At 43.3% G+C, this 12680-nt stretch carries 12 protein-coding genes; 2 read left to right on the plus strand and 10 right to left on the minus strand.

Annotated elements, in window-relative coordinates:
- Positions 1-83: 83 nt before the first annotated feature.
- The 4 genes from D2962_RS11185 to D2962_RS11200 form a co-directional block, all read right to left on the minus strand.
- Positions 84-1292 carry a CdaR family transcriptional regulator gene (locus tag D2962_RS11185; protein ID WP_122015011.1) on the minus strand — a complete coding sequence of 403 codons (1209 nt, stop codon included), beginning with the start codon at positions 1290-1292 and terminating at the stop codon, positions 84-86.
- Positions 1293-1409: 117 nt separating this feature from the next.
- Positions 1410-2261: a sugar diacid recognition domain-containing protein gene (locus tag D2962_RS19300; protein WP_122015012.1), complete on the minus strand. Its 852-nt coding sequence runs from the start codon at positions 2259-2261 to the stop codon at positions 1410-1412.
- Between the two features lie 86 nt (positions 2262-2347).
- Positions 2348-3733 carry a GntP family permease gene (locus tag D2962_RS11195; protein WP_122015013.1) on the minus strand — a complete coding sequence of 462 codons (1386 nt, stop codon included), beginning with the start codon at positions 3731-3733 and terminating at the stop codon, positions 2348-2350.
- Positions 3734-3738: 5 nt separating this feature from the next.
- The gene (locus D2962_RS11200) at positions 3739-4944 is read right to left on the minus strand and encodes a glycerate kinase family protein (RefSeq protein WP_122015014.1); all 1206 of its coding nucleotides are present in this window, start codon (positions 4942-4944) and stop codon (positions 3739-3741) included.
- A 244-nt stretch (positions 4945-5188) separates the two neighbouring features.
- Between D2962_RS11200 and D2962_RS11205 the strand changes: the two genes are divergently transcribed.
- Together D2962_RS11205 and D2962_RS11210 are read left to right on the plus strand one after the other, a co-directional pair.
- Positions 5189-5434, plus strand: a complete 246-nt coding sequence (locus D2962_RS11205) for a hypothetical protein (RefSeq protein WP_122015015.1) — start codon at positions 5189-5191, stop codon at positions 5432-5434.
- Complete coding sequence (locus D2962_RS11210; RefSeq protein WP_187695374.1) at positions 5416-5667, plus strand: hypothetical protein; 252 nt, start codon at positions 5416-5418, stop codon at positions 5665-5667. The genes D2962_RS11205 and D2962_RS11210 overlap by 19 nt, the downstream gene beginning before the upstream one ends.
- 23 nt (positions 5668-5690) lie before the next feature.
- On the opposite strand, the gene D2962_RS11215 is transcribed toward D2962_RS11210, so the two are convergent.
- From D2962_RS11215 to D2962_RS11240, 6 genes are all read right to left on the minus strand, one after another.
- Positions 5691-6563, minus strand: coding sequence for a UbiA-like polyprenyltransferase (locus D2962_RS11215; protein ID WP_122015016.1), 873 nt, complete (start codon positions 6561-6563; stop codon positions 5691-5693).
- Positions 6535-8061 carry a UbiD family decarboxylase gene (locus D2962_RS11220; RefSeq protein ID WP_122015780.1) on the minus strand — a complete coding sequence of 509 codons (1527 nt, stop codon included), beginning with the start codon at positions 8059-8061 and terminating at the stop codon, positions 6535-6537. The genes D2962_RS11215 and D2962_RS11220 overlap by 29 nt, the downstream gene beginning before the upstream one ends.
- A 27-nt stretch (positions 8062-8088) precedes the next feature.
- Positions 8089-8466, minus strand: coding sequence for a DUF1284 domain-containing protein (locus tag D2962_RS11225; protein ID WP_122015017.1), 378 nt, complete (start codon positions 8464-8466; stop codon positions 8089-8091).
- Between the two features lie 95 nt (positions 8467-8561).
- Complete coding sequence (gene csaB, locus D2962_RS11230; RefSeq protein ID WP_120766252.1) at positions 8562-9653, minus strand: polysaccharide pyruvyl transferase CsaB; 1092 nt, start codon at positions 9651-9653, stop codon at positions 8562-8564.
- Complete coding sequence (locus tag D2962_RS11235; protein ID WP_122015018.1) at positions 9646-11580, minus strand: DUF5693 family protein; 1935 nt, start codon at positions 11578-11580, stop codon at positions 9646-9648. Before D2962_RS11235 ends, csaB begins: the two co-directional genes overlap by 8 nt.
- A gap of 88 nt (positions 11581-11668) precedes the next feature.
- Positions 11669-12634 carry a polyprenyl synthetase family protein gene (locus D2962_RS11240; protein WP_245984640.1) on the minus strand — a complete coding sequence of 322 codons (966 nt, stop codon included), beginning with the start codon at positions 12632-12634 and terminating at the stop codon, positions 11669-11671.
- Positions 12635-12680 lie beyond the last annotated feature (46 nt).

The raw sequence follows: 12680 nt of genomic DNA on the forward strand, positions 1-12680 counted from the left end.
TCAGATGAAATAAAAAATGCTTCTTAAAAGGTCAAATTCCCTGTTATAAAATTTGTTGCAAAATCCGTTATAAAATCAATACACTAAGATAACCTGAATTCTTCTATTAAAATCAGCAGTTCCAGTTTCACGGCATCGAAGAATTTCCTGGGATCGTAGCCGGTAAGTTCTTTTACTTTATCAAGCCTGCTGGATAAGGTGTTGCGTGTCACTCCTAGCTTTTCTGCGGCAGTGCTTATATTTAAATCGCTTTTAAAAAATGTTTTTAGCGTTTCAACAAGTTTTTCTTGATTCATTATTATTAACTGCTGATTGTGCGATAAAAGCAATTTTTTAAATCTATGAAGCATGTCCTGCGGTATGTTGGCAAGCAATATTTCAAGGCTTACATCCTGGGCTAATGTTATTGTCCCTTTTTCTTTATCGGCTTTTTTAATCTGTTCTTGAATTTCCAGTGCTTTAACGGCTTCGTCGTAAGATTTTTTCAAACCCGAAAGCCCAGGATAAAAAGAACCGACGGTTGCCAGGAAAGTGAGATTATATTTTTCAAAGATATCCTTCACAGAAAAAATTGAATTCCAAATTTCCTTCTTTAATTTAACGTTATCCAAATTTTTTATGGCGTAGAAGATGATAAAAATATTGCTTCCGCTATAACTAAACATGTTCTGCGGATTTGAAAAAGCCTGTTTTATTCTATCCAATATCTTTTCCCGTCTTTTCTGCAGCTTTAGTTCATCTTCCCGAGCAGGCAAATCATTGATTTTTTCATTCAAACCATAGATTTTTAAAACCACTGCCACTCTAGGGATTTTCATATCAAACCCCAAGACGGTGCCTTTTGCCAGAAAAATATCCTCATTTTCGGCAAAGTTCCCGCGTATTACGTCATCCACATAAAGCTCTCGAGCATTTTGTTCCATCCTGAGCTGTTCGGAAAGAAATGCCTGTTGCAGCATGGTTTCTACAGAAATCTTTAAAAGTTCTCCGTAAGGGCGCACCTCTTCCGGTTCTCCGGTAATCCCTACCACTCCTGCTATTTTTTCATTCAGGTAAATGGGGAGGTTGACTCCCGGCTTTACTCCCTCCAGTTTCCTTGCCTGGTCTGAAGTAATCTCTAGAGGTCTTCCGGTTTTAATAACCTCCGCCGCTCCCTGGTGAAATGTATTTATCCTCTTTTTATCCCCGCTACCCACAATAATGCCGATACTGTTCATTATGTTAATGTTGTATCCAAGGATTTTCATGGTCCTGTCAACAATGCTCTGGGCGTACTGATGGGTGATTTCCAATGAAATCCCCCCGTTTGAAATAAATTTACATTAAATAATTCTATATAGGTTATTTAAACTCCTCCCATACTGTCAAAAAGATTATCAAATATTTCTTCTGTTTTTAAGAGTAAAAGTCTACATGATAAGTTTTTTGACCTCATTTTGTATATCCAATATACTCGTCTCTATTTGTTCTAGAGCTAATGCCTGCTTCTTTGTTGTCTCAGCATTTTGAATCACACCTTTCGTAATAATCAATATTGAATTTTTAATTTCATTCATTACGGTGTTTATATTTTTCAAAGAATCAAGCGAATCTTTAGATAGTTTTTGAACCTCGCGGGCCACTATAGAAAATCCCCTTCCGCATTCTCCGGCCCGAGCCGCTTCTATAGCTGCGTTTAATCCCAGCATATTTGTTTGATCAACGATATGCTTAATTATGTCAAGAACTTTATTTATATCGCGTATTTTATCCTCCGCGATTTTAGCAATATCTTTCATGGATTGGCTTGTAGTAGCTATTTCCTCAGCACCGGAAGAAATCTGTTTAATTGCGGCTGAAGCGTTTTCTATCTTGTATGCTATTTTATTTATAACTTCCTGTTCTTTTTTCCTGTTCATTTCCTTCCTAATTTCTTCGGTCACAATTATAGCGGCAAGTTTCTGTAACGGTTCTACTTTAACCGGATCTCCGGTTATTCCTATGCAACCTATTCTCTGCCCATCCATTTCTATGGGACCGTTGTAGCCCGGCAGTACCCCCTGCATTTTTTTTGCCTGTTCTTCAGTTATGGCTAAATAGTCAACTTCACCTTTCATTATCTTTTTTGCGCCTTCATGAATACTTCCCAATCTATGAATTTGATTTGTAGCTATTATTTCGCCATTCTCTCCCATAAAATTTACATTATTCCCTGTTATATCATGCAGGATCTTTACAATCCTTTCGGCCAATTCTTTCGAAACTCGATACCGGCTTTCCATGAATTATTCCTCCAAAAAAGTTTGTAAAGATATAAAAAAGCGGATAAAAATCCGCTTTTCATTGAATCAAAATAAAGCACAATATATCAATGGAATATCGCAAATAGTATTAAGGTTGTCACTATCGTTACTATTCCTTCTAATAAAGTTGCCATAGTTTGCGCCCTGTAAGCATCGGTAACCTTCAATCCGGAAAATTGGGACACTACCCAGAAGTAACTGTCATTTACATGGGAAACGGTCATGGCTCCTGCCCCGATAGCCATTACGGTCAAAGCTAAATCCATAGGAGATGTTAATCCAAGCTGGGGCAACATTGGGGCAAGCAAACTCGACGTTGTGACAAGAGCTACAGTAGAGGAACCCTGGGCCGTTTTCAGCAGAGCTGAAATTAAAAACGGCAAAAGAAGCACAAACACTCCGCCTGCTATGCCTCCACCTGCGAATGTTTTTATATAGTCGGCAATTGGTGTATTTGAAAGTACATTGCCCAGAGAACCTCCTGCTCCGGTAATGAGTAGGATTATCGCTGAATCTTTTAGCCCCTGACCGACCCAGTTCATCAGTGTTTCTTCATCATATTTTGGAAGTAGGGTCAACGCAAGTAATACACCTATCATCAAAGCGTTGACCGGAGTGCCTAAAAACACTATAAAATTACTGCCTATTCCTGTATATTTTGTAAACTTTACAAAAGAAGCAAGAGCGATTAAAAGTATGGGTATGACAATAGGAGCAAAGGATTTAACCGCACCGGGAAGCTGCTTAAATTGTTTCCTTAATTCATCATAACTTGCCCCTGTTTGATCCACTTCGGTAGTAATATTTTTCCCTACACGGTAAGCCCACCAAAGTCCTACAAGTGCTGCAGGAATTGATACAACCATACCTATTAGAATAACCAAGCCTAGGTCGGCTCCTACATTTCCCGCAGCCGCTATAGGACCAGGGGTCGGAGGTACCAGTGTATGGGTTGCGTAAAGGCCCGTTGATAAAGCCACTGCCATGACAGCCATGGGGATCCCGGCCCGTTTTGCCAGTGCTTTATTTAATGGTGTCAGAATTACAAATCCTGAATCACAAAAAACCGGAATACTTGTGATGTACCCAATGATACTCATGGCTAAAGGCGAACGTTTAATGCCGACGATATTTAGAACGACCTCGGCCATTTTAAGGGCAGCTCCGGATTTCTCCATGATTGTTCCGATTATAGTGCCGAAAACTATTACGAGGCCTATCCCTGTCATTAAATTACCGAACCCTTGCGAAATTACATTGCCGATGAATTGGACCGGCATTTTACTTAAAAAACCAACTCCATATGCTGCAAACAATAGAGCTAAAAACGGATGAATTTTTAGTTTTGCAGTGGCATAAATAATGAACAATATTGCAAGGACAACAATTACAAGCAACATAGGGCCATGGACCATCACCTGCTTTGCAGCGGTAAGTTGTTCTGGAGTCATTTTTTCTACCTCCTAAAGTAAATTCTAAATATATTTTCCGTCACCTTCTCCAGCAGCTCTCCCCCCCTTTCCATGGCTTCTTCCAGGGTCATGGGTTTGTTTACGATGCTGAATAGTGCCGTGATTCCTGCATCGAAAAGTTTTTCATAACCTTTTCCCAGGGAGCCGGATATACAGATTACCGGTTTGCCATATTTTTTTGCAACCTGAGCAACCCCAAAAGGCACCTTGCCAAATATAGTCTGAAAATCGGTGGAACCTTCGCCTGTAATTACTAAGTCGGCATCTTTTACCTTTTGAGAAAAGTCGGCAAGATCCATTATTATGTCTATTCCTGGCTTCATATCAGCACCCAAAAATGCTATTAGCGCTGCCCCCAGGCCTCCTGCGGCACCGGAGCCGGGGATTTGGGATACGTCCTCACCCAGGTCCCTTTTGATTATATTCGAAAGATGCTCCAGATTCCTGTCAAGTAACTCTACCATTTCCGGCGTAGCACCCTTTTGAGGTCCGTAGACGGCTGACGCTCCCTGGGGGCCACAAAGCACGTTTTTTACATCAGAAGCTATAATAAATTTGGTATCATGAACCCTGGAATCCAGACCTGAAATAGCAATATTTTCTATTTTAGAAAGCTCAGCTCCTCCAAAGCCAATTTCCTTACCTTGCTTATCTAAAAATTTAGTTCCTAAGGCCTGGGCCATCCCCACGCCGCCGTCATTGGTGGCACTCCCGCCGATGCCTATAATGATTTTTCTACAGCCTTTATCTAGAGCCGCTTTTATCAGTTGGCCGGTACCGTAGGTTGTAGTTTTTAGCGGATTCCTCTCTTCGGATTTTATGAGATTTAAGCCCGAGGCTGCGGCCATTTCGATGATGGCTGTACCGTCTGGGAGTATGCCGAAAAAAGAATCTATTTCTCTCCCTAAAGGATCGAGGGCTCTTGTGGCAATCGTCTTGCCTCCCAATGCAGTGATTAGTGCTTCAACGGTACCTTCTCCTCCATCAGCCATGGGGATTTTTATTATTTCGACATCATATTTAAAATCGGAGTCGGGTAATCCGCCATTGTATATCATATTTTCTGCGAAGTTTTGAGTTTTCTCTTTTTTATCCTTTAACGCCCTTTTTACTCCTCTTTCTATGGCTTCTGCCGCCTGAAGGGCGGTCAAACTTCCTTTGAATGAATCCGGTGCTATAACGATATTCATAAATCCCTCCGAATTACGACTTTAAATTTAATTTAAATTTGATTTTATTTTATTTTATCAGAAACTTTTATTAATATACATAGTCAAAGTGCTTAATTTTATGTAATTATACAATTATTTTTTTGGGCAATTTGTTTAAAGCAACTTTGTAACTTTTCCTGTTCCATAAATAAACCGAAAAATATTGTTCTTTTATAATAAACTGGTATAATTTAGTAAAAGTCTAGATCTTGAAGGTGATTGCTTGAATATAGTTAATTTTAATGAATATCTATCGGACCTTAAAGAAAAATCTTTAAAAATATATAGTTTAATGGAATCTGAAAACAAAGGTTATTCCTCTAAACGGACCAAAAGATTGAGGGATCCCGAAGAAGAATATGTTCTTTTTTTGCTTGACTACATGAGATGGCAGAGAGCATTAAAAAGCGGTGCTGTTGCAAAAACCGGACCAAGGAGGTACAAGTTAGATTGGACGAAAAAATTTTAAAAGAGCGTTTACAGGAATTGTTAAAAGAAGAAAACAACCTCAAAAAATCATTGAAAGCACTTGCCATCCTTACGGAACTTTTAAAAGAGAGAGGAATAAAACCCATTTTAGTAGGAGGTAGGGCTTTAGAGTTTTATACTTTGGGAGGCTATGCCACAAAGGACATAGACCTTGTTATAAATGGCCGTGAATACGCCAAGGAAGCTTTAGAAAAAATGGGTTTTGGGCAATAAATATGCTTTTTGTCAGTTAATAATTAGAGAATTAAATCTGCTACAAAAAATGCTAACATCGTTATCCCCACAACCTCATTGACATTGTATGACGCCACTTTGGCATGGGTGAGATTGGTGGGGGATACTATGGAATGCTCGTAATAGAGTAGAATGGATACTACAAGGATGCCCGCAAAAAATAAAGGCCCGAGGTGCATTAACCGCCAGAACCATAATAAGAACAATACCGATATAACATGAAAGCCTTGGGAAATTTTCAGGGCTTTTTCTATACCGAAATCTGCAGGTATGGAATGAATGCCGTTTTTCCTGTCAAAGTCCACATCCAGGGTGCCGTATATTATATCAAAACCCGCTACCCAGAGGCCGTAGACGGCTCCCAGCACCAGAGCCGGAAACTCCATCCTGCCGGTGACAGCAATCCAGCTTCCAACCGGTGCGGCACTGCTGGCAAGACCTAAAAATAGATGGCAGCCCCAGGTAAATCTCTTGGTGTAGGAATAAAAAACCAATAAAAATCCCGCCAGAGGCAGGAGTTTTACACAAAGGGGATTTAACATGAAGGCGGAAAGTACAAGTAGTGCTAGGCAGAAGGCGGAAAAGGCCAGGAGTTCTTTTTTTGAAAGGATGCCCGCCGGGACATGGCGTTCCCGGGTCCTGGGATTTTTTTCATCTATGGCGGCATCTATCACTCGATTCAAAGCATTGGCGGCGTTTCTTGCCCCAAACATGGCCACCGTTATCCAGAAAAGGTGGTATAGCTTCAGTGTACCTTTTGATGCGGCGAAGGCAGCAATAAATGCAAAAGGCAGGGAAAAAATCGAATGGCGGAACATAATGGCTTCGCCTATGTAGCGTATCTTTTTAAAATTTATCCTGATCGGTAAACCCATATTCTTTCCACCTTTTTGTGACAAGGTCTTTGATATTTTTGTTCATGACTATCTCATCGGGCCATTCCCGCAGATATCCTTCGGATTTCCATTTCTTGGTAGCGTCGATACCCATCTTACCACCGTAACCTGTTAGATTAGGAGAATGATCCAGCACATCCAGCGGCCCCTTTGTTATTATTATATCCCTTTCGGGGTCCACATTATTAAAGGCTTTCCAGGCTACCCGTGGTATGTCGTGAGGGTCGGTGTCATCATCTATGACTAATATCACTTTGGTAAACATCATCTGCCCCATGCCCCACAGAGCGTTCATGACTTTTCGGGCATGGCCGGGATATGATTTCCTTATGGAAACTATGGCGAAATTGTGGAATGAACCTTCCATAGGGAGGTTTATATCCACGATTTCCGGCAGGAACATCTTGAGCATCGGCAGGAATATGCGCTCGGTGGCTTTAGCCAGGAAACAGTCTTCCATGGGGGGCTTGCCCACTACGGTGGCTGGATAGACCGGGGATTTCTTCCTGGTTATGCATTCTATATGAAAGACAGGATAATCATCGGCCAGGGAGTAGTACCCGGTATGGTCTCCGAAGGGTCCTTCCCTCCTAAGTTCATTAAAATCTACATATCCTTCCAGTATAAACTCCGCATGGGCCGGCACATACAGATCCACTGTTTTTGCTTTCACCATTTCTACCGGAGCATTGCGCAGGAATCCGGCAAAGAGCACCTCGTCGATGTTCCGGGGAAGCGGAGCTGTAGCGGCATATATGAGAGCGGGGTCCCCGCCCAGGGCCACGGCTACTTCCATTCTACCTTCAACTTTTTCTTTTACCAGTTTGCCAGTCTTCCCCGCCATTCTATTTTTAAGGATTTCTTGTAGGCAATTCTCCTCACAGGTCTGCCGGTAATTTTCAGCCCCATCTTTGTGCATATGCCAGTGCATGCCGGTGGTGGCTTTATCGAAGACCTGCAGACGGTACATACCCATGTTCTGGCGGCCGGTCATAGGGTCTTTTGTAAAAATCAAGGGTAAGGTAATATACCTCCCCCCATCCCGAGGCCAGCATTTTATTATAGGGAGTTTAAATAGATCCACATCTTCTTCTACCACCTGCTGGCAGGGGGCTTCCTTTACCTTTCTGGGAAAAATTCCGGCGAGGCCGGCGAGCTTTGAAAATGTCTTCAACTTTTCCATAAATCCTTCCGGCATGGCCATATGTATGAGTTCATCGATACGTCCGGCAATTTCGTCCAGATTATTTACCCCCAGAGCCAGATTCATTCTCTCTTCGGTCCCGAAGGCATTTATCAAAAGGGGAAATTTACTGCCCTTTACATTTTCAAATAAAAGGGCAGGACCGCCGGATTTTACTACTCTATCATAGATCTCGGTGATTTCCAGTTCCGGGTCCACTTCTGTTTTGATTCTTTTTAATAGTCCTTTATCTTCCATAACATTGATAAATTCCTGCAAATCTCTGTAGGCCATTTTCTCACCATAAAACCTTTCCAAATTTTATCTCACTCTGTTACATACTTTTTCCCAATCACAGCCTTTACAAAAATCTGAAAACCATGAACCAGGAATGTTAGCAACTCCTTGCCTAATCTCCTTCCAATCTACTTTTTGACCTGGTTCAACACCTAGATAACTTCTTGCTTGATTGTCCAGTTCTTTTATCTCTTCATCGGCTCCTTCCTTATGGGTGCAAATATCTCCTTTCAGTGAAGGACAAACCTTGCAAACATCATCAGGTCCTGCAACCACCTCTATTTTTTCGCCCTTTTCCGCCCGGTCTAACAATTGCTTGAGGTTATCTATAAAATCCTGACTGTAGCCTTCCCCCTGAAAAAAATTAAGGCATATGAGATGATGCCCTCTGAATCTTACCATATATTGCTCCTCCTAACAGTTTTATTTAAAAAACTATCCATAAGTTGCATCTATATTTCACCATTTATAGATTATGCATTTATGCAAGCCTGAACCTATTTATTCAAACACCTTGTGGCAAGTTTTGCCGACTGTAGCGCCCTATCTTTCAAATCGGTCATCATCGATCGCTCCTCTGGAGTCTGCCCCGTCTCCATTCTGGCCTTTACCAGCATATACAGGTCTTTAAGGCTAACATCCTGAACCTTCAGCGCCGGTGGTGCGCCAATAAGCCTCAGGAACCGGTCCACCTTTGGGTCATAAGATATGCCCACCACCGGTCGGCCGCACACCGCCGCCATGATAAGGGAGTGAAGCCTCATACCCACCATCAGACTGAGGAAACCTGTGACCGATAGCATTTCCTCCACAGTAAGAGGCCTGTCGAGCAATACTGCCCCCGGCCTTCTCATAAGCCGAATAGCCTGTTTCGCCGTATCGAGGTCGTCCGGTTGATGAAAGGGTATAAAAACCGGCAATGCACCTTCTTCCAGCAGTCTGTCAGCCAGGCCGGCAACGGCAGGAAGATATATCTCTTCGCTTTTCCATCGTCGCAGAGCAAGCCCCACCAGCGGTCGGTCCAGATCCGCACCCGTCCGCCGCAGCACGGCAACTCCAGTGTCTTTATCCACTGAGGAAAGATCCAGTCCCAGAACGGGGTCGGCGGTGACTATAACGGGCGGCTGCCTTATTCCGAGGGAACGAAGATCCTCAGCCGACTCCTCATCGCGCAGGGTTATGAAATCCACCTTCTGTGCCACGCGTCTTACCAGCCACCGGGCCCATGGCCGGTTAACGGGCCCAAAGCCCTGGGCATAAAAAAAGATCTTTTTCTTAAATGCTCTAGCAAGGGAAATCACGCCAAGGTAGTAGAGTAGAGAAGACGGACTGGTTACATCCTGCAAAAGACTTCCGCCGCCGCTTATCAGCATATCCGCCCTTTTAAGAGCTCCGGCCACCTCCGACAACTTCCAACGGTTCACCGCCTTAATCCCATATAAGCTCGCAGTTCTTTTGGGGTTGTGTGAAAGAACTGTTATTTTAAGCTGGGGAACCTCATGGCGCAATGCGGAGACTATAGCATACAGCACCGCCTCATCGCCCAGGTTATCGAAACCGTAATATCCGGAAAGTACCACTTCAGCCACTCCGCCACCTCTTCTCCAAAAGCCGGCCCAGTTGAAGCACTGCCATCAAAACCAGGCCTGCCATTATTCCCAGGATAAAGCCATTTATACTTCGGACAAAGGAGATGATAAACGGCGTATGAATGTGTGCAAAAGTATTAACCATCGAAACCTGGCCTATACTGCCCAGAATTAAGAGGGGTAGATAACGGTGATCCCGGTAACCCAGATAAAGAAGTACAAGCATTAATGGATGGCCTATTAAAAACTCCTTGGTACGGGGCCTTATACCCAACGTCCGGTCAAGCAAAGCTCGGAATTTAAGCTCTAGAGTGCTGACCCCCACCGCCGCTTCATTGCCGGTACGGGTTAGATAGATAACGCCCACCACTGCCAACACCGCCGCCAGCAGTAGATATTTTACCAGCACTGGTTGATCCATGAGCTTCTTCAGCCTTTCGCCGGGTGTTCCTTCACCGTAAAGCATAAAAAAGGCGCAGGCCACAAAAAGCACTGGAAAAAGATATGCCACTTTTATTCCACTGAACTGCTGAAGCTTGAGCATAAAAGAAATATCAGCAAGAACCCCGGACACCATCAGTGCCCCCGTCAGGGAAAAGGCCGTCATCTGCGCCATGTAAAGCACGGCGTGCCAGGGCTTGAGGCCCTGTCGTGGTACCAGGTAAATGATGGAAAGAGTCGGAAAAACGATTACGGAGGCCAGGGCTATCACTTTGCGGGTCAGTAGCGGAAAAGCAAAAAAAGCCAATGCAAGGCTGAGGGCCCCAAGAGCGGTTATCCCTGCAAGAATTGAAGTCCGTCTCACACCAAGTCTTTCCAGAAGTAGCATGCCGCCCGCCAGAGGACCTAACCCTATCAAAAAAAGCAGCATACGGCTTTGATGAATCGGCTCAAAGGGACGCGGCATCGTCCCCTCTCCCCTTTCGAATCGCAGTCCGGCAGTTTTAAGTTGGGTTACCACCTTTTCCATATATTCAACATTTATGTTAAAACGTCTTTCACTATCAGGGGCAGGCAAAAATTTAAAATAAAGTATGCGCATATTTCGCTCCCTTGCTGCAAGGGTCAGACGGTCCACCAGTTCCTGCGGCTTAATGGTCTGCATTTCTTGGTCTGTCACACTGTGCATTCGTATTACACGCTTGTCTAAAAGGGTAGCCAGTTGATTGAAGCCCAGCTGGTTGTAAAACTCCACCTGACCAAGCGCAAGCTGGTGCTTATTCATCTCTTCGGCCAAAACCGGCAGGTATTTTGGATAACCCAGGACTTGCTTATTTTCAAAAAGAACAGCGCTGATATTCTTCCCCGTTAGTGCAAGGTCCTTTATGACGAAACGTATTCCCCTTTCGCTCACATCGGGCCAGTCCTTCAGCATGAACACAGAGTGAAAACCCATATTTTCCAGCTTAACCACATTTTCACGGTCAAAGCCCACTCCAATGGCATCAACCAGAGATGGGCGCATGTCCACTGCCAGAGCGTAAAAGCCGTCTCTTTCCGGTAGCATAGATACCTTTTCCCCGCCAAGTTTTTCTGTCAGATGGCGCCGCACCCGCTCCATTACATCAGCGTAGGCAGTGACTATGTAAGTCTCGCCTCCTTTAAATGGTAAATTCTCCCGCCACCCGGAAAGCACCATCTCCTGTCGGTTGGCAATAAAAATGCGACCGTCGTCGGCGAGATCCTGGATACATCCCTCTTTATAAAGTATGGCATTGACTCCCGCCTCTTCTTTAAATAATCGAGCCACTTCTTCAATAGAGGTTTGACGTTCCTGCGCCATATTTTTCAGGTCGGCGTAGGGCAGGGCGCCATCGATTAAATTATGGGCGCTTTCCGCCCTCAGGCGAGGAAGCAAAGCCACCCCCGATGAGATTATGGACACCGCTAAAAACAATACAAGCAGGGTTTTCAGCCATTTCTCCAAGAATATCTCCCCCAAAAGATAAAAAAATGCTAAAAAAAGTATATCATCATGCATTTTCAAAGTAAAGCAATTATTAATGATGTTCAAGTTAATGATTGCGAGAATATATATAATCTGCTACGTCTTTTAATACCTTTTTCATAGGGATATCCGCCAATATGTCTATAAATTTATAGGCTTTATAGATGTATCTTTTCGTAAGTTCGACGGTGTACTCCACTCCACCGGAATCCTTGATGATTTTAATAGCTTTTTTTGTATCCTCGATGGTTAGATTTTTATTTTGCAATATATTTTTTAGCTCATCTTTTTTTGGGGAATAGGTCAGGGCATATAGGGTCGGGAGAGTAACTACACCTTCCCTTATATCAGCTCCGGCAGGCTTGCCGAGATTTTTCTCATCACCGATCACATCCAGAAGGTCATCGATAAGTTGAAAGGCAGTACCTATTTTAATACCGTAGCCGTAAAGAGCACGGACAGTTTTAAGTGGTGCATTTGTTGCCAATGCTCCCAGCTCGCAACTTAAACCGAATAAAAGGGCAGTTTTCCTTTGTATCCGGTATATGTAGTTTCTAAAGGTTATATCAGTTCTAAAGAGGTCTTCTCTTTGTTTTATCTCGCCTTCGCAGATTTTATACATAACTTTTGAAGTACGGCGGAGAATATTAAAATCATTTAATGATGTCAATAACTCAAAGACCCTGCAGAAAATAAAATCCCCAGCAAATACCGCCACATCTTTACCTAATCTGGATTGGATACTGGGAATCCCTCTTCTTAAAGGAGAATCGTCGATGATGTCGTCATGCACCAAAGTAGCCGTATGGATGAGTTCCACCGCCAGAGCCAGGGGTTTCACCTTTTCAAAATCATATTCGCCGAATCTGGCACAAGCAAGCATCAGGGCGGGCCGCAGCCTTTTTCCCCCGGAGCTTATCATTTCTTTAAGAGGTGAATTTATAAGATTAATTTTGGTGGAAATCACCCTTTTTAAATCTTCATTTAAAATTAAAAGTTCTTCCTCCATTTCCCCCGGAATAAGCCTTTCCACCTTATCACCACACATATTTTTTGTCTGAACTTAAGTTGTCCATTTA

Origin of the sequence: Biomaibacter acetigenes, from assembly GCF_003691585.1 — a bacterium.
GTDB lineage: Bacteria > Bacillota > Thermosediminibacteria > Thermosediminibacterales > Tepidanaerobacteraceae > Biomaibacter > Biomaibacter acetigenes.

Coding starts and splice junctions, on each gene's coding strand:
- D2962_RS11215 (WP_122015016.1), bottom strand. CDS start 6,563: ATGGGTTTACCGATCAGGATAAATTTTAAAAAGATACGCTACATAGGC.
- D2962_RS19300 (WP_122015012.1), bottom strand. CDS start 2,261: ATGGAAAGCCGGTATCGAGTTTCGAAAGAATTGGCCGAAAGGATTGTA.
- D2962_RS11225 (WP_122015017.1), bottom strand. CDS start 8,466: ATGGTAAGATTCAGAGGGCATCATCTCATATGCCTTAATTTTTTTCAG.
- D2962_RS11220 (WP_122015780.1), bottom strand. CDS start 8,061: ATGGCCTACAGAGATTTGCAGGAATTTATCAATGTTATGGAAGATAAA.
- D2962_RS11195 (WP_122015013.1), bottom strand. CDS start 3,733: ATGACTCCAGAACAACTTACCGCTGCAAAGCAGGTGATGGTCCATGGC.
- D2962_RS11200 (WP_122015014.1), bottom strand. CDS start 4,944: ATGAATATCGTTATAGCACCGGATTCATTCAAAGGAAGTTTGACCGCC.